Here is a 24,483-nt window from a genome sequence, read left to right as displayed (position 1 = left end):
CCGGCTCTCGTCTTCCAGTGTAAGACCTTTATGTACCCATAGGTCAAAAACTCGATGTGCGATGCGCCACTCAGCTCGACGACGGCATCCCGCTCCCGGGGCGGACTACAAATCAGCGTTTCAGGCTGCGCGGCATACAGTTCGGTCTCTACGTGCCACTTTTCGTGCTGCTGCTGGTGCGCGTGACGGCACGGTATCGAGCGTAGTACTGGTTCACGGTGAGCCCGAATTCGGTGAAGATGTCTGAGGCACTGGGACCACCGAAGGGTTCCCACGCTCGGTGGAATTGCATGATCGCCCGGTGATATCGGTCCGTCCGCGCATTCCGTCTCGTGCGCGCCCGTTGAATTGTCATATCTCGGTTGTGAATTCTCGCTAGTCGGTGACGCCTTCTGCACGAGCAGCGGCGGCGACTGCCTCCGCGACAGCGGGGGCGACGCGAGGATCGAGCGGGCTGGGAACGATCTTGTCTACAGCCAGCTCGTCACCGACGACCGAGAGGATTGCCTCGGCGGCGGCGAGCTTCATACCTTCGGTGATCCGGCGGGCACCGGCGTCCAGCGCGCCACGGAACACGCCGGGGAAGGCAAGCACATTGTTGATCTGGTTCGGGAAATCGCTGCGCCCGGTGGCCACGATCGCCGCATGCTTGCGGGCGATGTCGGGGTGGATCTCCGGGTCCGGGTTCGACAACGCGAATACGATGGAATCCTTCGCCATGGTGGCGATCAGTTCCTCCGGCACGGTGCCCGCGGACACCCCGAGGAACACATCCGCCCCGTCGAGGGCTTCGGCGGTGCCGCCGCGGCGGCCGGCCGGGTTGGTGCGCGCGGCCAGGTCGACCTTGATCTCGCCCAGGTCCTGCCGATCCTTGGAGACGATGCCCTTCGAGTCCAGCACGGTCACGTCGGCGATCCCGGCGGCGAGCAGGATGTTCGCGCAGGCGACTCCGGCGGCGCCGGCCCCGGAGATGACCACCCGCAGCGAGGCGATGTCGCGGTCCTGGACCTTGACCGCACCCTTGAGGGCGGCGAGGACGACGATGGCGGTCCCGTGCTGGTCGTCGTGCATGACCGGGCAGTCCAACGCCTCGATGACGCGCTTTTCGATCTCGAAGCAGCGCGGCGCGGAGATGTCCTCCAGGTTGACCGCACCGAAGCTCGGGCGCAGCCGGATCAGGGTTTCGACGATCTCGTCGGGATCCTTGGTGTCCAGGACCAGCGGGATCGAGTTCAGGCCCGCGAAGTTCTTGAACAGGGCGGACTTGCCCTCCATCACGGGAAGGGACGCGCGCGGGCCGATGTCCCCGAGGCCGAGCACCGCGGAGCCGTCGGAGACGACGACCACCAGGCGGCTGGTCCAGGTGTACCGGTCGGCGAGGGTTTCGTCGGCGGCGATGGCGCGGGAAACCTGTGCGACGCCGGGTGTGTAGGCAATGGACAGGGCGCGCTGCGTATCGAGGGCGGTCGTGGTCTCGACGGAGAGCTTCCCCCCGATGTGGCCGGCGAAGATCTCCTCCTCGGTCAGCTCGACCTTCCGCGGTGCAGTGCGCTCGGACACGACAGTCATTCTGTACTCAGTTCCCTTCGCTATCGACGATCCGCGTCAGCGTGTCGCCGGAATTGATCGATCAGGCAGAGCTGTTGTAAGGCGTTATTTCTCGATCAGGGCGTCGCCGGGGTCTGCGGCGGTGCGGGGTGTCAGCGGCTCGAGGGGGTGGCCGACGGCGATCGCGCCGAGCGGGTGCCAGTCCGCGGGGAGATCGAGAATATCGCGCACGACGTCGGCGGCGAAGATCGTCGATCCGATCCAGCAGCTCCCGATTTCCTTGGTGGCCAACGACACCAGCAGCCCCTGCACCGCCGCACCGACCGCGACGGTGAACATCGTCGACTCCGCCGCCCGCCGACGTTGGTCGGGATAGGTGTGGGCGCCGTCCGGAACGCAGAACGGGATGATCACCTCCGGTGCGTCGACCAGGATGTTCCCCCGCGCCACCCGCGCCTCGACGGTCTCCGCGCGCAGACCGTCGGAGGTGAGGTCGCTGCGCCACTGCTCAGCCATCCGAGACAGCAATACGTCGCGGACAGCCCGGGTGCGCACCCACACGAACCGCACCGGCCGGGTGTGGTGCGGCGCAGGAGCGGTGAGAGCCTGCGCGATCGACGCCCGGACCGCACCGGGATCGACCGGATCGTCCGAGAACCGACGGACCGAGCGGCGCAACAGCAGCGCCTCCGAACGCCCCAGCTCGACCGATTCGGCGGTGCCGAGCCAGAACATATCCTCAGCGTCAGAACGATTCAGGTCCTGCGCCCGCGAACCGTCGTCGACCAGCTCCAGGCCACGCACCACGGCGACCGGCACCCCGCCGAGCTTGCCCTTGACCAGGTCACCCGCCGCGGCGATCTCGTCGGCGACCGCCACCTCGGTCACGACCAGCTCATTGCCCTGGCTGTCACGCGACCCGGCGTACCTGTGCAGCACCGGAACACCGGCCGCGCCGATAGCGGCGTCGATCTGCCCGTTGCGCCACGCCCGCCCCATGGTGTCGGTGACCACCACCGCTACCGTGACACCGAGCCTGGCCTTTACGGCATCGCGGAGTGCGCGGGCACTGGCATCCGGATCCTTCGGCAGCAGAGCCAGTTCGGAGCCCTCCACATTCGACCCGTCGATACCGGACGCCGCTTGCACGATCCCGAGCCGGTTCTCGGTGATCAGGGTCCGCCCCTTGCGGGCGACGATGCGGACGGCTTCCTGCTCGACCAGCCGCCACCGGGCCGCATCCCGTTCCTCGGGATCGGTGGGCGAGGACACGATGCGGCCCTCGACCTTCGAGAACACCTTGCTGGTGACCACCAGGACGTCCCCGTCGCGCAGCCACGGCGCCGCCGAAATGATCGCCCCGGCCAGGTCGTCGCCGGGCCGGAACTCCGGCAGACCGGTGACAGGGCGGATCTCGAGCGCACGGCCGGGCGCGTGATCGGATTGTCGCGCAATTTCACTCACAGAAGCACCCCTACCAAGTCGAGTGCGGCACGAACCATGTCCGCGGTCGTGCCAGGGTCGGTCATGATCAGCGGGACTTCCCGCACATCCACGCCCGGCACCTCGGCGGAATCGGTGTCGTGAATCAGCCAGCCGTCGAGGATCCCGGTCCCGCTCCGCGCCCCGTACCAGCGCCCGATCGCCTCGGCTGACGTCTCGACACCGATCACGTCGAGACATTCGTCAGCCATGCCGCGCAACGGTTTTCCACCGATGATCGGGGAGATCCCGACCACCTTTGCCGGGGTGGTCCGCAACGCACCCCGAATCCCGGGGACCGCGAGGATCGCGCCGACGCTGACCACCGGATTGGACGGCGCCAGCAACACGATGTCGGCGTCCTCGATCGCCTCGACGACACCCGGTGCCGGTGTCGCCCGCTCGGCACCGATGTGCGCGAAACTGTGTGTCGGCACCTTCGCGCGGTGGCTAACCCACCACTCCTGGAAGTGGATTGTCCGCTGCTCACCGGCCTCGGGATCGGTGATGACGACATGAGTCTCGCTACGATCGTCGGTGACCGGCAGCAGGGTCACACCCGGCTGCCAGCGGTTGCACAGCGTCTCCGTGACCGCCGACAAAGGATGCCCCGTGCGCAACATCTGCGAACGGATCAGGTGTGTGGCGATGTCCCGGTCGCCGAGCCCGAACCAGTCCGGTTTCGCGCCGTAGGCAGCGAGTTCCTCCTTGGCGTTCCAGGATTCACCCACGTGACCCCAGCCGCGCTCGGGGTCGATGCCCCCACCGAGGGTGTACATGCAGGTGTCCAGGTCCGGGCAGATCCGCAGACCGTGCAACCACACATCGTCGCCGACGTTGACCACGGCAGTGACGCGATGGCCCGAATCCGCACCGAGAAGCCTCCGCACCCCTTGCAGGAACCGGGCCCCACCCACCCCGCCGACCAACACGGTTACGTTCACTCAGACCTCGGCTGGGGTGCTTGCAGTAACGGTGGTGTGGTTCTTCTCGGACTTGTTCGCCGCCAGCGCGACGCAGCACAGAAGTGCGGCGAACACCCCGATCCCGGAGAGAGCAGAGAAGATGACGATCGGAGGCCGGCCGGCGAGCACACCGCCCAGAATCGGTCCACAGACACCACCGATCCGGCCCACGCCGGAAACGAATCCAAGAACGCTGGTGCGGATATCGACGGGGAAGTAGGTGGCCACGTAACCGAAGACGATCGGCTGCGTTCCGCCCGTCCCCGCCCCGGTGAGGAACAGAAAAACGTAGAGGACGGGCGACGGCAGGTGTACCGCAAGGGTCATGACGGCAACCGCGCCGACTGTGAATGCCGCAAGAACTGCGCGACGTTCTCCGAACTTGTCCGCAATCCAGGAGCCTCCGGACGCACCGGTGGCAGCACCGATACTGAAGATCACCAAGAAGACCAATGCAGATCCGAGGGAGTAACCGCTGGCCTTCATGATCTGCGGCAACCAGGTGAGCAGTCCGTACCACTGAATCTGGCCACAGAAGGTCAGTGCGGTGAACACTGCCAGGGCACCCCATCCGGTGGGTCCGAGATTCTTGAAGACGTCGCGCAAGGTGCGGCGGGTGGCCCCGCCGTCCGAACGCAGAGCGTGCGGGGCGGGTACCCACCGCCGGAGTTTCACCGCGGCGACCGGCACCACGGTCAGCAGGGGAAAAGCGCCCCCGACGAAGAAGACGCCGCGCCAGCCCAGCACGTCGAGGAAAGCCAGAGCGGTGAGAGCGGCAAGGACGCCGCCTATGGGTATGCCGGCCAGGATCACGCCGTTGAGGAAATTCTTCCGGTCCGCCGGTGCGACGCTCATCGTCACCGCGACCGCGGTGGGCACCACCCCACCGAGGCCGAACCCTGCGATCAACCGGGCGACACCGAGCAGTTCGGCGGTGGGCGCCACTGCGCACAGCATCATGCCGACGGAGAACCAGGTCACGGAGAGTAGGAACAATCGTCGGACACCGTATCGGTCGGCGAGCACGCCTGCTGCGATGGATCCGATACCCATCCCCATGATCGCCGTACTGGCGATCACGCCGACCTGCGCGGTCGTGAGACCCCAATCAGCGTAGAGGAGCAGTTTCGGCGTCGCGGCACCGAAGATGGCGAGGTCGTAGCCGTCGGCGGCTATCGCAAAAAATGCGAGCATTGCGACGCTGACGTATGCGGGAAGGCTGAATCGATTGTTCATGTGTCTCCTCGATAGGGGAGGGAGCCGCTGGGATGCGGAGATCGGGTCTGAATACTGATGGAGGCAGGCCGAATCGGGGCCGCGTCCGCGGTCGAGCGTCAATGACGCTGAGCCGATCCGCTCGTAGATCGTGTGCGCCGGTTATGCCCGGACAGTGGCGAAGGGCCGCCGAGACGGCTCCGACTCGAAGGGGTGCCCCAGACTGCGCAGGACGCCACTCAGGGTCGCACCGGGCCGTCTCACGGCGGCGTCCAGCAGGTCGTCGATATCGTCCACGTCTCGACGTAGGGACTCGATGTTCGAGTCCAGCGTCTCCACTGCGCCGGAATCCAGATGCGCCAACCGTGAACGCCTTCCGAATTTCGGAGCCAGGTCGACGCCCTCGCGGGCTGTCAGGAGACTCGTGCCCTCACGTCGCCAGTCCGCGACGAACGTACGCTCGTGTCGCGCAGCCACCTTCAGCGCGACGTCCAGGTCCTCGCTGCGCAGGCTCGGAAGATCGGCGGGCATTCCCGCGAGCCGGCAGCGCGGCCACAACTCGCGGGCGCGGCGTCCGCCCTCACACAGAGCGGCGTTCATCCCGCCCGTGTCCGGCGCCACCAGCGCAGCGACTTCAGGCGACCCCACGTGGGCGGCGTCCTGAATCCGGTCGACGACTACAAGGACAGCCTCCACCTGCGAGGACGCCAGAACCGCGGAGACCGTATCTCGGAACATGGCACGCACGACCGCTTGCCGGGCCTCCGGCCGGAGCAGGAGCCGGGATTTCGCGGACGTGATGTCCCGCTGGGGAATGACGGCCACCCAGGACCCGCGGGACCCCCGCCCCAGGGATGCGCCGCGTGCCGCACTCACTGGGCGACCATCCCCACACTGAGTGGCAGCACGGTCCTCACCTGGTCGTCGAATCGTTGGGCCGCAGCGGAGCGTTCGGCGTCGACATCCTCGTAGGTGGTGGTGCGCTGCCGGGCCGGCCGGCCCGCCGCGCCGGCCATGTGGGTGATGTCTGCGATGGTCTTCATCGACCCATTGGTCGAACCGGCCATCCTGCTGATGGTCTCTTCCATCAGGGTGCCGCCGAGGTCGTTGACCCCGCCGCGGAGTAGTTCCACACATTCGTCCGAACCGAGCTTGACCCAAGAGCACTGGATGTTGTCGATTAGACCGTGCAACATCAGCCGCGCCATCGCGTGGACTGCGCGGTTGTCCCGTCGGGTCGGGCCCGGCCTTGCCAGCCCTGCAAGGTAGATGGGCGAGCTCTGGTGCACGAACGGCAGCGGGACGAACTCCGTGAAGCCGCCTGTCTCCTTCTGGATGTCGAGCAGGACGCGGAAGTGGCCGACCCAATGCCGGGGCTCGTCCACGTGGCCGTACATCATCGTGGCGGTGGTGCGGATTCCAAGCTCGTGCGCGGTCTTGACGACCCGAATCCATTCGGCCGCGGGGAGTTTGCCTTTGGTCAGCACCCACCGAACCTCGTCGTCCAGGATCTCGGCGGCGGTGCCCGGCACGGAGTCGAGCCCGGCTGTGCGTGCCTCGGTGAGCCATTCGGCCACCGAGATGCCCATGCGCGAGGCTCCGCTCACGATCTCCATGGGCGAGAACGCGTGGAGGTGGATCTGCGGGCTCCGGCGTTTCGTTTCGGCCGCCAGGTCCAGATGGATGGTGCTGGGCAGGCCCGGGTCGATACCGCCCTGCATGCAGATCTCGGTGGCGCCGACATCCCAGGCCTGGGCGACCCGCTCCCCCACCTCGGGGATGGAGAGCCGGTACGCATCGGCATCGCTTGCGCGTTGCGCGAACGCACAGAAACGACAGCCGGTGTAGCAGACGTTGCTGAAGTTCAGGTTCCGGTTGACGACGTACGTCACCGCGTCGCCCACTGTCGACTGCCGAACCTGATCTGCCAACACGCACAGGGCATCCAGATCTGGGCCCTCGCAATGAATGAGCGCCAGGGCCTCGGCGTCACTGAGACCGGCGGGATTCCGCTCGGCCGCACGCAAAGCGGCGAGTACCTCGCTGCCCAGACGAGGAGGGGCGCCTGCCCCCGCACGTGCTGTCATTTCCTCACCGAGCACGGTCCAGTCACCGAAGGCGTTCGCGAAGTCACTGCGGGTATCCGTCCGGCGCCCTTCCGTATCGATCTCGAGGTGCAGATCGGTTCTGCCACTGGACTCGCCAGGCGCGGCATCCTGCCACGGTCGACCCTCCGGCAGCACATCGGCGGCCAGCCCGGTCTCCAGGTCGGCGAGCGCCAGCAGGTGCGGCCGGACGCGGGCGTCCACCCACCGCTCCCCCGCGAGGACGTATTGCGGCTGGACGGCGAGGCGCTCCCGGAGCTCGAAACCGGCGGCAGCACTCAGGTCACGGAGTCGCTCGATCTCCGGCCAGGGCCGCTCGGGGTTCACGTGGTCGGGGGTCAGTGGCGACACCCCACCCCAGTCGTCGACCCCGGCCGCCAGCAGCCGGCGCAGTTCGTCGGGCTCCGACAGGTTGGGCGGGGCCTGGATACGCATCGAGGGTCCGAACAAAATACGGGCCACTGCGATCGTGGCCAGGTACTCGTCGAGGTCTGCGTCGTCCGCCGACCGCATCGCGGTGTCCGGCTTCGCGCGAAAATTCTGGACGATCACCTCTTGGACGGCGCCGTACTGCCTTGCGATCCGGCGGATCTGGAGGATGGACTCCACGCGGTCGGCGTGCGACTCGCCGATCCCGACCAGGATTCCGGTCGTGAAGGGAATGTTGGTGCGGGACGCATCCTCGATGCACGCCAGGCGAACAGCGGGATTCTTGTCCGGGGAACCGTAGTGGCAACCCCCGGGTTCCGCCCACAGCGAGCGTGCAGTGGATTCGAGCATCAGACCCATGGAACCGGCCACCGGCTTGAGGCGCTGGAGTTCCGCCCAGGACATTATTCCCGGGTTCAGATGCGGCACCAGACCGGTCTCCTCGAGCACCAGCACCGCCATGGCTCGTACGTAGGACAGTGTGTCGGCGTAGCCGCGCGACTCCAGCCACTCGCGGGCGGCGTCCCATCGGTCCTCGGGCCGATCACCCAGCGTGAAAAGCGCTTCCTTGCAGCCCATCCGGGCGCCTTCGCGGGCAATCTCCAGCACCTGGTCGGGCGACAGGAAGGGTTCGTCGACCCGTCCCGGCGTCGTCGCGAAGGTGCAGTAGTGGCACCGGTCGCGGCACAGACGGGTGAGCGGGATGAACACTTTCCGGCTGTAGGTCACCACCCCGGGGCGTCCGGCGTCGAACAGGCCTGCCGACCGGACGGCCGCGGCGGCCTCGCACAGTCGGTCGAGGTCGCCGCCTCGCGCACTCAGGAGTGCCTCGGCTTCACCGGCGTCGATCGTCTTGGCGGAACTCACCCGCGCAAGTGCGCGGCTCAGACTCGTCATCTGCTCGCTCCGATCCCTAAGCCCATCGACCGCGCAATGAAGTCGAGCTGGACCGAGGGAGGTCCCGCGACGACACGGGCGATGATCCCGTCGGAGTGGTGCATCGGCAGGGCATGGTCACGCACGTAGCCGTAGGCACCCTGGATCTGCATCGCCAGCGCGGAGGACTCGGCGTAGAGCTGGCCGGAGAGAAATTTCGCCATGGTGCTCTCCACCTCGCACGGGAGGCCCGCGTCGAAGAGGTCGGCCGAACGACGTACGGCGCACCGGGCCGCGTCGAGCCTGACGAACATCTCGGCGAGGGGCAATGTCACTCCCTGGTAGCTCGAGAGCGCCTTGCCGAACTGCTCGCGTTCGTTGGCATACTGGATCGTCAGGTCGAGCACCGCGGCCACGCTGCCGAGGAAACCGGAGCTGATCATGATCCGCTCGAGCACCAGACGTTCCTTGAGGATCTGCCACCCTTCACCCGGCTCACCCAGCACCGCCGTCGCCGGGAGGGCGACGTCCCGCAGGAAGACCTCGTAGATGCCGCTGATGTTCCGCCCGAGCGCGGGCATACGGCGAACCTCGACACCCGGATGGTCGACCGGCACGAGAAAAACGCCGAGCTGGTCGCGCTTGCGGCCACCCCCGCCCACTCGGGCGACGAGTTCCATCACCGCACCGGGGAGACCCGCGCCCTCGCAATAGGTTTTCTGCCCGTTGAGGACCCACCCGTCGCCGATCTTCTCGGCGCGCGTCGCAACGCTTGCGGCGTCCGAGCCCACGTCCGGTTCGCTGACGGCGATCGACAGGCGCGCCTCACCGGCCAGCACCGGTGCACCGTACGTCTGTTGCTGTTCGGGTGTGCCCCAACGGTGGATGTCGCGCAGCCCGCTGAGGTTGAGGTTGAACAGGGCCACGAGGTCGGAGCTTGTGCGGCCGATCTCTTCGCAGAGCGTGATCAGCAGGCCGGCCGTCTCCTCGACGACCTCGCCGCCGGTCACCACGTCGTACCAGCCGAGGCCGGCGATCTCGCGGAACAGCTGTTCGGGATAGGACCCCGCCTCGTCCCAGATGCGCACGTCGTGCGCGGGGGCGTGCCGGGCCAGGAATCCTCGGGCAGCGGTACGGAGGTGCGTCTGCTCTTCGGTCTGAGTGTGGATGCTGGTGGTCATGACTGCCTTTCGAGGGTGGTCGGTAGGGGGCCCGCTTCCGAGACGGAGAGGCCTGCTTTGAGATCGCGCAACAAGGCGGGCGGAAGAACCGCGAGCCGGGCGACCATCTCGCGCGCGGTCCCGTCGAGTGAAGCCTCGGGAACGACGTCCACCAGGCCGAGCCTGGCGAGGTCGTCGGCGCCGTAGCGCTCATTCAGGGCCAGAAGCCGCAGCGCCCGCGCCGGGCCGACGACGGCCTCGAGCCTGCGCACCGTGCTGTCGGGTGGCGGGAACCCGAGTGGGAGCTCGGGGAATCGGAACGAAGCGGCCGGCGCGGCCAGGGTGATGTCCGCAGCCGCGGCGATGGCCCACCCGGCACCGACCGCGGCACCCTGCACCGCGACCACGGCGGCCGGGTAGCCGCCCATCAGGTCGAGACTCTCCTCGATCAGCCGGCGCCGGAGTCCCGGGCGGCCGATCGCGGTGCCGTCGTCCGAACGCACGTCGGCACCTGCGCAGAACGCCGCCCCCTCCGCGCGCACGAGAAGGACATCGGCGCCCGCGCGTTTTCCCTCGGCAAGCCGGGCGACGAACGCCTGCAGCAGGGGCACGTCGAGGGCGTTGCGCGCCTCCGGACGATTGAGCGTCAGCACGACCAGACCGTCGTGGTGCTCGGCAGGGCACAGGTCCCGAACGCCTTCCACGTCCACGCTCATCGAAGCTCCGGCAGGACCTGGGAGGTGAGCAGCTCGACCGCCTCGCGGGGGTCGGGGCCGACCGGGGCCCCGATGTAGGCCTCGGTGAACCCGGCGCCCTCCGCGTATTCGAGCAGCTCGGCGAGAGCCTCGATGCAGTCGCCGGGGGTGCCGGAGACGACGAGCTGGTCGGCGACTTCCTGCGGGAGGAGGTCGGCGGCCGCGTCGACGCCGTCACCGGCTTTGAGTGCCGCTCGGGTGGCGGCGTAGTCGGAGGGTTCGAAGCCCACCCGGTGCAGGTTTTCCGGGGGCTGCTGGCTCACGATGAGTGTGGCCTGTCGTCGCGCGGCCGCGCGGGCGCTGTCCCGGTCCGCCGACACGGACAGGTTGACGCCGTAGATACGGGTGAACTCCTCCCGACTGCTGCGCTCGCGTCCGCGATCCAGGGAGTCGAGATTGCTCACCGCCTCGAACTGGTCGCTGCGGAAGGCCGCGAGACTGTGGGCCGGGAAGTTGCTGGCGCAGATGACGCCGTCGGCGATCTCGCCGGCCATCTCCAGCACCAGCGGTCCGGCGCCGGCGACGATCACGCGTACGTCGGGCTTGCTTGTCCAGGAGAACGACGCCCGACCGTCCTCACGCAATCCGAGGGCCGCGCAGGTCTGCGGGTAGTCACCCATCCGGATCGTTTCACCCTGCCAGAGCAGTCGGCACATCGTGATGAACTCGGCTACGTATTTCGTCGGGTTCTGTCGCGACATGAGCGCGCTCACCAGCCCACCCCCGGTGCCGATTCCCATGCTGACCCGGCGCCCTTCGGGCATGAATTCCGCGAGGGTGGCCATGCTCGACGCCATCTCGAGGGGGTTGCGGCCGAAGGGGAAGGTCACCGCCGTACCGACGCCCATGCCGGTGCGGGCAGCGATGGCGCCGAGGAGGACGGCGACGCCCCGGGACTGGAGTTGGTCGCTGAGCCAGACGGTCTCGAAACTCCGGGCGGCGATCTCGGCCACTTCCACCATCTGTGGCCCGTCAGCCCATCCGTGGAGCTGGATGCCTTTGATCATAGGACTTCTTTTCATGATGATGAACTCGAATCACTATATGGAACAGAGTAGGGACAGAGGGCGGCCACGGTCAAGAGCCGGCCGACGCCTTTTTCGGGGGCCGCGCCGGTCAGGGTCGGGCGTAGTCCGGAGTGACCATGAGCGTGCTCCGGATCTCCGAGATGAGCGGCCCGTCGCTTTCCGTGCGAGCCTTCAGCGCAAGCCACCGCGGATCGGCTTTGAACCGGGCCCAGTGAGCCGTCGCAGCCTCCGCATCGGGAAAGGCCACGAGGTAGACGATCCGATCACGGTTGCCGACCTCGTGCCAGAAACCCTCGACCTGCAGCCCGAGTTCCGTGAACAGGGCCAGGGTCTCGTCGGCGAACCTGCGGTGCAGCTCCTCGGCGCGGCCCGGTAGCGCAATGTACTCACGCAGCTCGTGAATCATGAACAACCCCATTCACGGCGAGACCGGAGCGCGTCTTGTAGCGCCGATTGACGTTGATGAGAACGGCGGTCAGCGGTTCGAGCTGCCGAGCCACCCGCAGTACTCCTCCGTCGATGCCCGGCCGACCGGTGATCGCGACGGCCAGGCGAGCCACCTCGTCCTTGGCGGACCGATCGTCTCCGCACACGAGCACATCCTCGGGAAGGAGGCCTTCGTGCTCCCAGAGGTTGATCGCCGACAGGTGGTGAAAGGCCGCCACGACGGTGGCATCGGGCACGAGGTCGCGCAGCTGCTCGGCAGCGCTGCCTTCTTCGACGTCCAGACCGTAGGCCCCGGACTTGTCGAAGCCGAGCGGGTTCACGCAGCTGACGACGAGCTTGCCCGCGAAGGTGGGCGCCAGTTCCGAGACCAGCTCACGATGGCCGTCGTATGGGACGACCAGCAGAATGATGGAACAGTCGGCGGCAGCCGTCGCGTTGTCGGCGGCGGTGACCACGGCGCCGTCGCCGGCGTGTCTGCGCACCTCGGCGGCCGCCTGCTCCGCACGTTCGGCCGATCGCGATCCGATGACGACGGGCCAGCCGGCCGCCGCAAACCGGTAGGCGAGCCCCTTACCCTGGGGCCCGGTGCCGCCGACGACGGCGATTTTGTTGCTGATCATCTGTGTCTCCTACAAACAGTGGACGGGTATACCTCGGGCGCGTGGCACTCGGAGGTGGGCGGCCGGCCATCGAGGGTCGACTCGGAGCGGCAGGCCCCGGGTGGGGCCTGCCGCATGAAAAGAAGAGTGCGGTTCGGTCAGCCGCGTTCGGCGTCGAAGTCGGCTGACCCCAACGGTGTCGGGAAATCCTCGGGGATGCGGCCGCCGATATGGGAGCTGATCTCCCGTGAAGCCGTCACGAGGTAGTCGGCGATCCCGGCCACGCCCTCGGCCGTGAGGTCGTCACCGATACCCAATAGGGCAATGAACAGGCATGGCTCCCCGTCTCGGTCGAACACCGGGACTCCCGCGACGTTCAGTTCCGGCCGGTATTCGCCGTAGACCGCCCCGTAACCCTGTGCCCGGAGTTTCTCGAGCTCATCGGCGGAATACTCGACAAGCTCCGGGCGACCCCGGCTCGGCCATGCGGCCGCGAGTCGGCTGATCAACGGAGTGTCTCGGGCGAATCGCGCGCCGACCTCGATGGTGACCTTGACGGCCTTGCGGCTCTCGATCTTCGCGATCGCCGTGAAGTGTCCGTCCGGCATCGGCTGGATCGCCAGACATGCCAGCTCGGTCCGCTCGGCCAACCACTCCATGTACGTCCGCGACGCGGCGACCGCCGACGTTCGCGCGATCGCAGCGACCCCGAACTCCACGAGCAGCGGGCCGAGGTTGTACCGACGGGTCTCCTGGTCGTACACGACGAGGCCCTCGACCACCATGGTCCTGAGCAGGACCGACGCCGTGCTCTTGGCCAGGGCGCACCGCTTGGCCAGCTCGGTGAGCGTCGCCCCGGAGGACTGTTGAACCAGTGTCTCCAGCACGCGGGTGGCGCGTGAGACGGCGGGCACCAACTGCTCGCTGGATTGCTCGCCCCGCTCGTCGGTCGCGCCGCCCGGGACCTCTGCCTTCGTCAAGGGTTCCTACCTTCGTCGTGTCGTTGCTGTCAGCCGACCGTAGCCGCCTGCCCCAGCAGTTCGGCGAAGTGGAACAGCGTGCCGTCGGGATCGCGGGCGAAGAGCAGTCGCCAGCCGTTGACTCCGTCCGGACCCATGATGGTCTGCGGCGAGTGCAGGAACTCGACACCGTCGTCGGCCAGCCGTGCGTATTCGGCGTCGATGTCGTCGGTCAGGATCGAGAAGCGGCACAGGCCGGGGTGGACGAGGTCGGTCTGTGCTCGCCCCTCGGAGCGTGCATCCCGCCACTCGATGAGGTCCAGCATGGCCTCGTCCGGGGAGTCGTTCAGGCGCAGGTGCGCGAAGCGGAGCTTGCTGGCCCCCTCGACCATGAATGCCCGCGCGAGGTTGCTGTCCTCGACCTCTTTGTCCTGCGCTACCGCGAAACCAACTTTCCGGTAGAAGTCGATCGATTTGTCCATGTCGGTCACATTGATGCCGACGTGCCAGAATTTACGCATAGCTTCGTCTTTCCACTTGTTCGTCTTTTCGGATTCCCAACTCACGTTGGGGGCGACACCAGTTCACGGCGACGAATCTTTCCGGTCTCGGTGCGCGGCAACGTGGCGACTGCCTCTATCTCTCGTGGTCGTGCGTGCGGTCCGACCGCTGCGGTGACGAGTTCGCGGAGCTGTGTCGCGATCTTCTCGGTGAGCTCGCCGGTGGCGAGGTGCACGAACGCCTTGACCTGTTGCCCCATCTCCCGGTCGGGCAGCCCCACGGCCGCCGCGTCCAGGACCTGGGGGTGGCACTTGAGGGCCTCTTCGATCTCCGCGGGGCCGATTCGATAACCGCGGCTCTTGATCACGTCGTCGGCGCGGCCGAGGTACTCCAATCGTCGTCCATGGGAGAGCCGCGCCAGGTCGCCTGTCCGGTGCCACCCTCCAGAGGGAGGTACCACTCGAGCGGACGAGCCGTCCCAATGACCGAGAAGGGCAACCGGATCCGGAAGTCCCAGCGCGATCTCACCGACCTCGCCGGGCGCGACGCGGGTGCCCGCGTCATCCAGCAGCGCGATGCGGTGCCCGGGATACGGAGCGCCCATGGTTTCGTCGTCGACGGACCCGAGTACGGCGGAGTCCCCGATGAGGGCGTTCGCCTCGGTCTGGCCGTAGGCCTTGTTGACGGCGTCGCTGAGATGGTGCCTCGCCCAGCTGAGCTCCGTCGCACCGGCGGGCTCTCCTCCGGTCACGACCGCGCGGAGGCGGCGCGGAGCCGATTCCCCGTGCTCGGCGAACATCCGCAGCACCGACGCCGGCAGGAACGCGGTCGTCACACCGAGACGGGTCATCATGTCCAAGGTGGCGCCGGGGTCGAAGCGTTGCGGCCGGTGCGCCACGACGGGAACGCCGAACGACCACGGAACCAGCAGGCCGAGCATCAGGCCGCCGATCCAACCCCAGTCCGCGGTGCCGAAGTACACGTCGCCCGGCCTGAACAGCTCGAAGGCGTAATCGACGCCGGCATGTCCGAGCAGGGCACGGTGTGCGTGGACGATGCCCTTGGCCGGACCACTGGTGCCGGACGTGTACATCAGCAGGGCAGGCTCCGAGGACCGCCCGGGCGCCGGGGCCAGTGGGTCGACCCGGCCGGCCAGGTCCCCGAGCCGTGGGCCACGGGAACCGTCCACCGTGAGCACATCGACGTCGTGCAGGGAGCACTCCGTCGACTCCAGACGGTCGAGGCCCGGACCGTCCGTGACCAGCACAGTCGCGCCCGAATCGACGAGGCGGTGCGCCACCGAGGTACCGGTGAGCAGTCGGGGGACGGGCACGAGCACGGCGCCGGCGACCAGCACCCCGAAGACGACCTCGGCTGCCTCCACCGAAGGGTCGAGGTAGAGGACCACGCGGTCACCGGGATTGATTCCCCGGGAACGGAGGACAGCCGCAATGCGCACAGCGGCACGCTGAATCTGACCGAACGTCACCTCCTCGGGCGCGTTGATTCCCCCGCGCAGCACGGCCACGGCGCCGGGGTCGCGGGAGAAGAGGGCGTCCTCGGTGATCGTGTAGTCCGCCGCGGGTTGCCAGTCGTGGGTGTGGCGAGCATCGATCAGCCGACTTACCCGTGGTCGGGATGACCCGGAGATCAATCCAGGCGTGCCCATATGCTCTTCTCCTTGGTGAAGCTCTCGATTGCGGCCTGGCCGAGGTCGCTGCCGTAGCCGCTCTGCCCGAAACCTCGGTACGGCGACGCGGGGTTGAGCACCCCCCAGCTGTTGATCCACACGTTGCCGGCGTCGAGGGTCTGCGCGAACCGCAGTGCGCGGCCCACGTCGCGGGTGAAGACGCCCGCGGCCAGCCCGTAGACGGTGTCGTTGGCGAGGGTGATCGCCTCCTCTTCCCCTTCGAACGGCAGCACCGACAGCACAGGCCCGAAGATTTCCTCCCGGGCGATGCGCATGTCCGCGGTGACTCCGGCGAAGAGCGTCGGGCGGTAGTAGAAGCCCTGCTCTGCCGCACCGTTCGCCGACTGGCCTCCACCGCTGATCAGCTTGGCGCCGTCCTCCGTCCCGGAGACGACGTACGAGTGCACCGACTCGCGCTGCTCGGCACTGATCAAGGGGCCGATCTCCGTGTCGGGGTCGAGAGGGTCGCCCACTCGGGCGGCCTCGACGCGCTTCTGGACGAGTTCGATCACCTCGTCGTAGATGGGCCGCTCGACGAGCAGCCGACTCGGCGCAGTGCATGTCTGACCCTGGTTGCTGTACATCGCCTGGAAAACCAGCGCGGCCAATGCTTTCGGGGACGAGTCACCGAAGGCCACGAGCGCCGACTTGCCACCCAGCTCCAACGAGGCCGTGATCAGACGGTCGGCTGCCATCCGGCCGATCTGCTGCCCGACCTCGGTCGAGCCGGTGAACGTGACCTTGCCGATCAGGGGGTGCTGCACCAAGGCGTTGCCCGTCACCGAGCCGCGACCGGGCAGGACGTTGACCAGCCCCGGCGGCAGACCTGCCTCGAGGGCGAGTTCGCCGAGTGCCACGGGCACGAGCGGTGCGAGCTGCGCGGGCTTCAGGACGATGGCGTTGCCCATCGCGAGAGCCGGGGCGATCTTCCAGACAGCCTGTACTGCAGGAAAATTCCACGGAGTGATCGCACCGACCACACCGATCGGCTCACGCACGGTGTAGTTGAGGAAACGACCGGGCGCCGGCGTCGTGCGACCTTCGATCTTGGTCACGAGGCCCGCGAAGTACTCGAGTGTCTCGACCATGATCGGCAGGTCGATCCCGAGCGACTCGCGGATCGGCTTACCCATGTCGCGGCTCTGCAGCTGGGCGAGCTCCGTTTTGTGTTGCTCGATTAGCGCGGCGTAGCGGAACATCAGGCGGGTCCGCTGGGCCGGACGCATGCGCTGCCACGCCTTGGCCGCGACCCTCGCAGCCTCGACGGCGCGCGCGACGTCCTGAGGCGTGGCCTCGGCGACGCTGGCCAGGTACGACCCATCGGCCGGGTTGATCGAGTCGAACGTCGCCCCGGTCGACGATGCACTCAGTTGGTCACCGATGACGAGGGGAACTGATGAGGTGAGTGCCTGCACGATTCTCGTCCTTTCTTCCGCCCGGCCCTCAGGCCAGGTTGTGTGCGGTGGGGAGGACGGCATCGGCGAGTTCCGCGAGCTCGTCCATGGTTGCCTCGAGCGTGTCGTGCTCGAAGGACGTGTCGCAGATGAAGTGGGTGACGCCGAGGTCTCCGTACGCTTCGATCGTCTCGGCGTTGTACGGCGCCTTCCGCAAAGGCCTTGCGGTGAGGGTGATCTCGTCCATATCACGACCGGCTTCTTCGACGTACTGCCGCAGGGTGGCCAGGTAGCCGGCGTATTCCTCCGGCCCGATCGCGAGCGGGTGCCAGCCGTCGCCGATGGCGGCGATGCGGCGCAGGGAGGCCGTGCTGTAGCCGGCGAACCAGACAGGGATCGTGCCCCGCACCGGCTTGGGATACATCTTGAAGTCGTGGAGCTGGTAGAAGTCGCCGTCGAAGTCGACCTCGTCTTCCTGCCACATGTGCCGCATCGCGTTGACCATCTCCGTGGTCCGCTTGCCGCGGTCCTTGAATGGCGCTCCCAACAGCTCGAACTGTTCTTTCATCCAGCCCACGCCGATGGCGACCGACAGTCGGCCTTGCGACATCACGTCGATGCTGACCAGCGTCTTGGCGGTCTGGACGAGCGGGCGCCACGGGAGGATCAGGCAGGAGGTGCCCAACTCGATCTGCTCGGTTGCTGCCGCCGCCCACGTCAACGACGTGAGGCAGTCGAGGTACGGCGTGGCGGGGTCCCACAGGAATTTGCCGTCGGCGGTGTACGGGTACGGCGTCTCGACTCGGGTCGGCAGCGCGACGTGATCAGTCATCCAGAGGGAGTCGAAGCCGATCTTCTCAGCGAACCGCGACACCTTCGCGATCGCCTCGGGCCCTGCCCACGGTCCCGCTCCGGGGATCCTGATTCCGACCTTCATTGGTGGTTCCTTTCGCCGTGTTCTGTGGTCATCGGACGATCCTCTCGGCCCTCAGGGCCGCGATCCGGTCGTCCTCGTAGCCGAGATCGCTGAGAATCTCGGTTGTGTGCTCGCCCAGCGACGTCGGTGGGCGATGCACGTGGCCCGGGGTGCCCGAGAGCTTGACCGGGAGACCCGGGACCCGCATCGGTCCAAGTTCCTCGTGGGCAATGTCGACGACGAGGTCCAGGGCCTGGATCTGGGGGTGTGTGACGGCCTCGTCGTACGCGAGGACCGGGGCGCAGATGATGTCGTGGGCCGAGAGCTGGGCGACCACGTCGTCGCGGTCGCGGGCAGCGAACCAGGGCTCGAAGGCGGTGTCGAGCGCTTCGCGGTTTTCCAACCTGGACGGGGCGTCTGCAAAGCGCGGATCGTCGAGAAGCGCCTCGGCGCCCATCGCCCGGGTCAGCTTGACGAAGTGGCGGTCGTTGAAAGCGACCAGGTGTACCGCACCGCCGTCCCGGGTCGTATAGGCGTTGTACGGCGCGTAGAAGTTGCTGCCGTTGCCCACCTTGCCCTGGATGTAGTCGGCGAGGAGGTACTGACCCAGCCACGGGGTCTGCAGATGGAACAGCGCACCCACCAGGGATATCGAGCCTGTCTGCCCCTCCCCGGTGCGCTGTTTCGCGAAGAGGGCGACGAGGGCGGCGATCGCGACGAGGTAGCCCGCCGCGCTGTCGGCGACGGGCGGCCCGGCCTTGAGCGCAGTCCCCGAGCGCTCGCCGGTCGCCTCCATCAGGCCGGTGAGCGCCTGGGCGACGGGGTCCATCGCGGGACGACCCGCGAGGGGGCCGCTCTCGCCGTATCCGCTGACATTGAGGCAGATCAGGTGGGGGTGCCGTTCGCGAAGCTCCGCGGCGGTCAGCCCGAATCGCTCTCGAACCGCAGGCAACATGTTCTCGATCAGCACATCCGCGGTCGAGCAGAGATCGTGGAACAGCTCGCGACCCGCCGCCGTACGAAGGTCGAGCGCGAGGGCGCGCTTGTTCCGGTTCACGCCGGAATAGACACCACTCATGCCGTCTCGTCCCGGTCCGAATGTCCGTGACTCGTCGCCTCCGATCGGCTCGACCTTGACGACGTCGGCGCCGAAGTCGGCGAGCAGCGACGCACCCAAGGGGCCGGCCACCATCGTCGCGGCGTCGATCACCCGGATGCCCGAGAGCGCCTCGATTTTTCCGGTGAACCCCATCACTAGCTCCGTTCATTATCCTGAACTGACATCATTATTTGGAACACCACGGACGTTACGAGCAGCTTCGCTCGCTGTCAATAGGGAAAATCGCCGCCCACCTCGGAGAGACCGTCGATGCGCCGAACGTGGCCCTACCGGCAGCGCCAGGCTCCGGTGATGATCAGGATGAGTTTCATGATGAACACCGTTGAGCCGAAGAAGGTTGCGCCCCAACGATTCTGCACCCCATTTCCGCCGGGACGATGCCCGCACCGTTTCGACGCGAACTGTTGGGCGGAGTTATGCGTCGGTGTTCTCCACGACCCAGGCCGCGATCTGCGCCCGAGAGGTGAAACCCAGTTTCGCCAGGATGTGCTCGACATGGCCTTGCGCGGTGCGCGGCGAGATCACCAGGCGATCGGCGATGGCCTGGTTGGTCAGGCCTTCTGCGACGAGGTCGGCGACCTGGCGTTCCCGCTTGGTCAGTCGCGTCGACGCGTCGGTGCCCGGCGCGGAGGTGCCGGGCGGATGTTCGTGGAGGGCATAGGCGATCGCCGCGTCGAAGCCGAGCTGTTCACCTTTGCGGTGCGCCGCTCCAAATACCTTTTCCCCAAGCCTACTTCGAGACTTCTTCTCACATTCGTCATGGTAGACAAGAAGATCGGAGTAGATCACCACATCGCTTCCCACCGACCGCGCCAGCCCCGCTGCGGCTCCCAGCAGAACCGCCGCCCTCGGTTCGTCGCGCCGTCCGCAGGCGATCCAGGCGAGGGCCTCGAGGCCGGCTGCGGCGACGCGTGGGCCGTGCACCTGCCGGGTCAGTTCCAACGACTGCTCGAGCACTCGGACCGCGCGATCGGTGTCACCCTGACGCCACGCGGCGATGCCCAGAGCCCACGACGAGTGCGACCGGTACATCTTCTCGCCGTGCTGCTCCGTGATCGCGAGAACACGCTCGAGGTGTTCGATCGCCGGGTCCGTCGAGCCGCGGAGTCCGTACGCCAACCCCAACGGGTACAGGGCTGCTACTTCGAGCAATAGATCTCCGCGCTCGCCGAACACCGCGAGCGCGGTTTCGAGGTGCGAGGTCGCGCTCGCCAGCTCACCGCTGTAGAGGGCGAGCATGCCGGCGGAATAGGCGATGAGAGCACGCATCATGGGGTCGCTCGTGTGCGCGACGAGCGCACGACCCTCCGCCACGAGCGCAGCTCCGGCCTCGAGGTCACCCTGCACATCGGCCATCATGCCGGCGCGTTGGAGTGCCTTGATCCACTCGACGGTCGGTGGGCCGCTCTGGCGGGCGAGCAGCTGACCGAGCCAGCGCCGCCCCTCGTTGTAGGATCCCTGGGAGCCCCAGAACAAGAACAATGCGGTGGCGGTACGCAGGCCGGCAGCGGGATCGTCGGCCAGACTGAATTCGAGGGCCTCCCGCAGATTCGGCTGCTCCCGCTTCAGCCTGGTGATCCAGTCGAGCTGGTGGGCGCTGATCCACTCGGCCTCCGCGGCCAGCGCCAGCCCCTCGTACCAGTCCCGGTGCAGTCGGCGCACGGACAGGAACTCGCCTGCCTGTTGCAGCTTCTCGCAGCCGTACTCGCGGAGGGTCTCGAGCATCCGGAACCGCACCACCGCACCGGATTCCTCGCGAATCAGGATCGACTTCTCCACCAACGACGTCAACGTGTCCAGCAGCTCGTCCGGCGCGAGGCCGTCACCGCACACCTGCTCTGCCGCATCGAGTTCGAAGCTTCCCGCGAACACCGAAACCCTGCCCCACACCAGTTGCTCACCGGCGCTGCACAACTCGAAACTCCAGTCGACGGACAACCGCAACGTCTGCTGCCGCGTCGGCGCACCACGGCTTCCGCGGGTCAGCAACGCATAGCGGTCGGTGAGCCGCTGCAGGATCTGCTCGGGCGACATCGCACGCAACCGGGCGGCCGCCAACTCGATCGGCAACGGCAGCCCGTCGAGCCGGCGGCAGATCCCCGCCACCGCCGCCGCGTTCTCCTCGGTGAGGACGAAGCCGGGAACCGCGGCAGCGGCGCGTTCGGCGAACAACGACACCGCATCGTATTTGGTCAACCCCCGCAGGGACGGCCGCCGGTCGGGATCGGGCACCGCCAGCGGCGGAACCCGCAGCAGCGCCTCCCCGCCGATGCCGAGAGGTTCGCGGCTGGTGGCGAGAATCCGCAGCCCCGGACAGGTGTGCAACAGAACGCCGGCGAGTTCCGCCACGGCATCCACCAGGTGTTCGCAGTTGTCGAGCACCAGCAGCAGTTCCTGGACCGCGAGGTGCTCGACGAGGACCTCACGCAGCGGCCTCCCCGAGTCGTCCCGCAACCCCACTGCGGCGGCCACCGTGTCGACCAGCGACGACTCGTCGTGCAGTTCACCCAACTCGACCAGGCGCACCCCGTCGGCATATTCGCGCCGCACAGCCGACGCGACCCGCATCGCCAGGCGCGTCTTGCCGACACCGCCGATCCCCGTCAACGTCGCCAGTCGCGATCCGGCGAGCAGGTTCTTCGCCTCGGTGAGTTCGTGCCGCCGGCCGACGAAACTGGTCAGTTCCAGAGGGAGCCTTCCCGTCGCAACCGGCGTGGAGGGTGCCGGCGACCGGGGCAGTCGCGATACCGAGTGTGCCTGGTCGCGTCCCGAACCCCGTGCGGTATGGAGGGCCATCTCGTCGACCGGAAAGCCGTGATCGAGTTGGAGCCGGCGCAGTTCCTCCCCGAATTCGGCGGCCGTGGCCGGGCGCGCGCCGGGCGTCCGGGACATCGCGCGGGCGATCGTGTCGGCCACGTCGTCGGGGATTCCGTGCTCGCGCAGGTCGGGCACGGGTTGGGTGGTGATCCGGAGAAACTGCGCGACAACCTGCTCACTGTCGCGACGTTCGAACGCGGCATGAGCGGTCAAAGCACTGAACAAGGTGGCGCCGAGGCCGTAGACATCCGCAGCCGGGCTCGGTGGATCGCCCTCGAGGACCTCCGGCGCGGTGTAGGCCGGCGATCCGGTGACGGCACCGGTGGCGGTTCGGAAGCCGCCGGTGATGTGCGCGATGCCGAAGTCGGTCAACGCCGGTTCGCCGTAGTCGGTGAGCAGAATGTTCCCGGGTTTGATGTCCCGATGCAGGATGCCGAGCCGGTGCGCGGTCTCCACCGCGCCGGCGATCTTCACCCCGAGCCGCAGCACATTCTCCAGCGGCAGCGGACCGCCGCGACGGATCCGCACATCGAGCGAATCCTGCGGGTGATCCTGCATGACGATGTAGGGACGGCCGCTGCCGGTGGCACCGACCTGCAGGACGCCCACGATGTTCGGGTGGCCGGTCAGTCGGCCCATCGCCCGCTGTTCCCGGAAGAACCGGGCCCGGTTCTCCTCGTCGAGGTCGACGGTGAGCACCTTCACCGCCACCGTGCGATCCAATTCCGACTGGGTGCAGCGGTAGACCACACCGAAGCCGCCGCGCCCGATCTCCTGGGCGTCGTCGAAACCAGCCTCGCTCAGCTCCGAAGCGACAGCGGGAACGACGTACCGTTGCGTGTCGCGCGGATCACCTTCACCCATCGGACGGACTACTCACCCCGCCGGCTCATGGTTCCCCGCACACTGGTCACCGACGGCGCGACCAGCGCGAATCACCCGTGGACTCACCTCTCGATAGCGTGCATCCAAGGATATAGCCGCAGGACGTGCGTGCGGCGGCATGCCGGATTCCCTCTCGCACCGGTCAGGGGCGCGGTGCTTGACAGCGTCCGAGCACCCTCTCTATGTTTTGTTCCAAATATCGTATTGAGTTCATTATCTTGAACGAATGTAGCGGAACGGCTCGCCGAGAGGGACCGGACATGATTCTCCTGGGGTATCGCGATCACAACGTTCACGAACTGGTGTGCCACGAGATCGCCAAGCGGGCGCGCTACTACGACCGTCTGGGGATCGACGTGGAGGCGGTGCCCGGCTCGGAGCACCCGGAGGCAGAGTTGTCCGCGGGACTGGGCGGCTCGCTCGTCGAAGCACTTCGGGGGCAACGCCACTGGAAGGTTGCGCTCGTCCACACTCTTCACCCGTTGTTCTGGATCTGGGAACGAAGGGGAGGGACACAGCCGGCCGGGCCGACCGTCCTGGCCGCGCACCCCGAAGGATCGATCGTGTGGGCTTTCACCCAGCGGTTGCTGACCAGCTGGGCCGGGAACGAAACCCCGTCGGTACGGCATTTCCCCGGAGGAATCGCAGGTGATCGACAGAGACTGGAGGCACTCCGGTCCGGTGCAGCCGACGCGGCTGTTCTGGGCTCCGCTTTTGCGCCCAGCGCCTTGTCACGGCTCGGGCTCACCGAGTCGTTGTTCTTCGGCGCCGCCCTGAGGTTCCCCACTGCCGGTATCGCAGTCGACCTGCAGAGAACGAGCCTGGACCACCCCTCGGTACGGAAGGTCGTTGCCGCACAGACGGCAGCAATCGGTGACGTCGAGAACCGAACTCCCGTGGCACTCGATGCCGTGGCGTCGCTGCTGCACGACAGCAGCCGGGCGGATGCGCAGCGGATGTTGTCGGACTACCTGTCCCCTCGGTACGGCCCCGATCCACAAGATGTTCGAGCCGCCGGTGCGGATGCGTGTGATTGGTTGACAGGCGTACTACCCACGGGTGGGCACACCACCCCAGACTTCTACGAGGCGATTCGGTGACTACTTCTCGACGTGAACAACTGGTCGTACACGCAGTGCCCGGGACCCATGGCACAACGGTCACCGCGCGAGGGCACGAGCTGACGATCGACGAAGCCCCGCGCTATGGCGGGCACGACTCCGGCGCAAACCCGGTCGAGCACCTGCTTGCCGGCATTGCCGCTGCCTCCCTGGTGGTGCTCCGACTGCTCGGCGAGGTCGCAATAGCCGAGTCTGCCGCGCTCACAGTGTCCGCGAGCTTGAACGTCGATCGCGTGATGGGAGCCGACGACGGCCCCGTCATCGAACTGATTCGCCTGGACTGGGAAGTGGCGAACGCGGCGCACGCCGAGCGGTTGCGTGCCGCCCTTCCCCACCTCGCAAGCCGTCGCCCAGGACAGGCACTGATCGATGCCGCGTCCACCTGTGCGGAAGAGGTGTCCGTCCGCGAATCGACAGCTGCCTGCGTGTAGCGCTCTTCGGCTGCCGCACCGGCCGCGGTAGCAGTTTCCG

General features: G+C 67.4%; 20 protein-coding genes. 2 read left to right on the top strand and 18 right to left on the bottom strand.

Going from position 1 to position 24,483, the window contains the following annotated elements; all coding sequences use genetic code 11:
- Positions 1–375 precede the first annotated feature (375 nt).
- From WKC72_RS07025 to WKC72_RS06940, 18 genes are all read right to left on the bottom strand, one after another.
- The gene (locus tag WKC72_RS07025; protein WP_370182144.1) at positions 376–1,569 is read right to left on the bottom strand and encodes an NADP-dependent malic enzyme; all 1,194 of its coding nucleotides are present in this window, start codon (positions 1,567–1,569) and stop codon (positions 376–378) included.
- Between the two features lie 84 nt (positions 1,570–1,653).
- The gene (locus tag WKC72_RS07020; RefSeq protein WP_268789101.1) at positions 1,654–3,012 is read right to left on the bottom strand and encodes a coenzyme F420-0:L-glutamate ligase; all 1,359 of its coding nucleotides are present in this window, start codon (positions 3,010–3,012) and stop codon (positions 1,654–1,656) included.
- Positions 3,009–3,974, bottom strand: coding sequence for a 2-phospho-L-lactate transferase (gene cofD / locus WKC72_RS07015; protein WP_128640857.1), 966 nt, complete (start codon positions 3,972–3,974; stop codon positions 3,009–3,011). Before cofD ends, WKC72_RS07020 begins: the two co-directional genes overlap by 4 nt.
- Positions 3,975–5,231 (bottom strand): MFS transporter, encoded by a 1,257-nt coding sequence (locus WKC72_RS07010; protein ID WP_268789100.1) that lies wholly within the window; start codon positions 5,229–5,231, stop codon positions 3,975–3,977.
- Between the two features lie 141 nt (positions 5,232–5,372).
- Positions 5,373–6,086 (bottom strand): 2-phospho-L-lactate guanylyltransferase, encoded by a 714-nt coding sequence (gene cofC / locus WKC72_RS07005; protein ID WP_268789099.1) that lies wholly within the window; start codon positions 6,084–6,086, stop codon positions 5,373–5,375.
- A complete protein-coding gene (locus tag WKC72_RS07000) occupies positions 6,083–8,641 on the bottom strand; it encodes a bifunctional FO biosynthesis protein CofGH (protein WP_370182143.1) in 2,559 nt (852 codons plus the stop codon). Before WKC72_RS07000 ends, cofC begins: the two co-directional genes overlap by 4 nt.
- Positions 8,638–9,801, bottom strand: coding sequence for an acyl-CoA dehydrogenase family protein (locus WKC72_RS06995; protein ID WP_370182142.1), 1,164 nt, complete (start codon positions 9,799–9,801; stop codon positions 8,638–8,640). The genes WKC72_RS07000 and WKC72_RS06995 overlap by 4 nt, the downstream gene beginning before the upstream one ends.
- On the bottom strand, positions 9,798–10,496 hold the full coding sequence (locus WKC72_RS06990) for an enoyl-CoA hydratase/isomerase family protein (RefSeq protein ID WP_268789096.1): 699 nt from the start codon (positions 10,494–10,496) through the stop codon (positions 9,798–9,800). Before WKC72_RS06990 ends, WKC72_RS06995 begins: the two co-directional genes overlap by 4 nt.
- Positions 10,493–11,542: an LLM class flavin-dependent oxidoreductase gene (locus WKC72_RS06985; protein ID WP_370182141.1), complete on the bottom strand. Its 1,050-nt coding sequence runs from the start codon at positions 11,540–11,542 to the stop codon at positions 10,493–10,495. Before WKC72_RS06985 ends, WKC72_RS06990 begins: the two co-directional genes overlap by 4 nt.
- 109 nt (positions 11,543–11,651) lie before the next feature.
- Positions 11,652–11,969 (bottom strand): NIPSNAP family protein, encoded by a 318-nt coding sequence (locus tag WKC72_RS06980; RefSeq protein ID WP_128640852.1) that lies wholly within the window; start codon positions 11,967–11,969, stop codon positions 11,652–11,654.
- Entirely contained in the window at positions 11,950–12,630 is a 681-nt protein-coding gene (npdG, locus tag WKC72_RS06975) for an NADPH-dependent F420 reductase (RefSeq protein ID WP_268789095.1), read from the bottom strand. Before npdG ends, WKC72_RS06980 begins: the two co-directional genes overlap by 20 nt.
- A 137-nt stretch (positions 12,631–12,767) precedes the next feature.
- Positions 12,768–13,589, bottom strand: a complete 822-nt coding sequence (locus tag WKC72_RS06970; protein WP_128640850.1) for an IclR family transcriptional regulator — start codon at positions 13,587–13,589, stop codon at positions 12,768–12,770.
- 29 nt (positions 13,590–13,618) lie between these two features.
- The gene (locus tag WKC72_RS06965) at positions 13,619–14,089 is read right to left on the bottom strand and encodes a VOC family protein (RefSeq protein ID WP_128640849.1); all 471 of its coding nucleotides are present in this window, start codon (positions 14,087–14,089) and stop codon (positions 13,619–13,621) included.
- A 41-nt stretch (positions 14,090–14,130) separates the two neighbouring features.
- Positions 14,131–15,738 (bottom strand): AMP-binding protein, encoded by a 1,608-nt coding sequence (locus WKC72_RS06960; RefSeq protein ID WP_268789094.1) that lies wholly within the window; start codon positions 15,736–15,738, stop codon positions 14,131–14,133.
- Entirely contained in the window at positions 15,720–17,174 is a 1,455-nt protein-coding gene (locus tag WKC72_RS06955) for an aldehyde dehydrogenase (protein ID WP_370182140.1), read from the bottom strand. The genes WKC72_RS06960 and WKC72_RS06955 overlap by 19 nt, the downstream gene beginning before the upstream one ends.
- Before the next feature lie 28 nt (positions 17,175–17,202).
- A complete protein-coding gene (locus tag WKC72_RS06950) occupies positions 17,203–18,090 on the bottom strand; it encodes an LLM class F420-dependent oxidoreductase (RefSeq protein WP_268789092.1) in 888 nt (295 codons plus the stop codon).
- A gap of 28 nt (positions 18,091–18,118) precedes the next feature.
- Positions 18,119–19,321: a CaiB/BaiF CoA-transferase family protein gene (locus tag WKC72_RS06945; RefSeq protein WP_128640845.1), complete on the bottom strand. Its 1,203-nt coding sequence runs from the start codon at positions 19,319–19,321 to the stop codon at positions 18,119–18,121.
- Positions 19,322–19,603: 282 nt separating this feature from the next.
- On the bottom strand, positions 19,604–22,870 hold the full coding sequence (locus tag WKC72_RS06940; protein WP_370182139.1) for a protein kinase: 3,267 nt from the start codon (positions 22,868–22,870) through the stop codon (positions 19,604–19,606).
- Positions 22,871–23,151: 281 nt separating this feature from the next.
- Here WKC72_RS06940 and WKC72_RS06935 point away from each other — a divergent pair, with 281 nt between their 5' ends.
- Together WKC72_RS06935 and WKC72_RS06930 are read left to right on the top strand one after the other, a co-directional pair.
- Positions 23,152–23,991, top strand: coding sequence for a hypothetical protein (locus tag WKC72_RS06935; RefSeq protein ID WP_370182138.1), 840 nt, complete (start codon positions 23,152–23,154; stop codon positions 23,989–23,991).
- Positions 23,988–24,443: an OsmC family protein gene (locus WKC72_RS06930; RefSeq protein ID WP_370182137.1), complete on the top strand. Its 456-nt coding sequence runs from the start codon at positions 23,988–23,990 to the stop codon at positions 24,441–24,443. Before WKC72_RS06935 ends, WKC72_RS06930 begins: the two co-directional genes overlap by 4 nt.
- Positions 24,444–24,483 lie beyond the last annotated feature (40 nt).

Source organism: Rhodococcus wratislaviensis (genome assembly GCF_041228765.1).
Lineage (GTDB): Bacteria > Actinomycetota > Actinomycetes > Mycobacteriales > Mycobacteriaceae > Rhodococcus_F > Rhodococcus_F wratislaviensis.
The sequence above is the reverse complement of the archived record's forward strand: the minus strand, read 5'-3'. Positions and strand labels throughout refer to the sequence as shown.

Excerpts from the sequence above, each read along its gene's own strand:
- WKC72_RS06960 (WP_268789094.1), bottom strand. The coding sequence starts at position 15,738 with ATGGGCACGCCTGGATTGATCTCCGGGTCATCCCGACCACGGGTAAGT.
- WKC72_RS07025 (WP_370182144.1), bottom strand. The coding sequence starts at position 1,569 with ATGACTGTCGTGTCCGAGCGCACTGCACCGCGGAAGGTCGAGCTGACC.
- WKC72_RS06995 (WP_370182142.1), bottom strand. The coding sequence starts at position 9,801 with ATGACCACCAGCATCCACACTCAGACCGAAGAGCAGACGCACCTCCGT.
- WKC72_RS06935 (WP_370182138.1), top strand. The coding sequence starts at position 23,152 with ATGATTCTCCTGGGGTATCGCGATCACAACGTTCACGAACTGGTGTGC.
- WKC72_RS06965 (WP_128640849.1), bottom strand. The coding sequence starts at position 14,089 with ATGCGTAAATTCTGGCACGTCGGCATCAATGTGACCGACATGGACAAA.
- WKC72_RS07010 (WP_268789100.1), bottom strand. The coding sequence starts at position 5,231 with ATGAACAATCGATTCAGCCTTCCCGCATACGTCAGCGTCGCAATGCTC.
- WKC72_RS06950 (WP_268789092.1), bottom strand. The coding sequence starts at position 18,090 with ATGAAGGTCGGAATCAGGATCCCCGGAGCGGGACCGTGGGCAGGGCCC.
- WKC72_RS07000 (WP_370182143.1), bottom strand. The coding sequence starts at position 8,641 with ATGACGAGTCTGAGCCGCGCACTTGCGCGGGTGAGTTCCGCCAAGACG.
- npdG (WP_268789095.1), bottom strand. The coding sequence starts at position 12,630 with ATGATCAGCAACAAAATCGCCGTCGTCGGCGGCACCGGGCCCCAGGGT.
- WKC72_RS06945 (WP_128640845.1), bottom strand. The coding sequence starts at position 19,321 with ATGGGGTTCACCGGAAAAATCGAGGCGCTCTCGGGCATCCGGGTGATC.
- WKC72_RS06985 (WP_370182141.1), bottom strand. The coding sequence starts at position 11,542 with ATGATCAAAGGCATCCAGCTCCACGGATGGGCTGACGGGCCACAGATG.
- WKC72_RS06940 (WP_370182139.1), bottom strand. The coding sequence starts at position 22,870 with ATGGGTGAAGGTGATCCGCGCGACACGCAACGGTACGTCGTTCCCGCT.
- WKC72_RS06990 (WP_268789096.1), bottom strand. The coding sequence starts at position 10,496 with ATGAGCGTGGACGTGGAAGGCGTTCGGGACCTGTGCCCTGCCGAGCAC.
- WKC72_RS06980 (WP_128640852.1), bottom strand. The coding sequence starts at position 11,969 with ATGATTCACGAGCTGCGTGAGTACATTGCGCTACCGGGCCGCGCCGAG.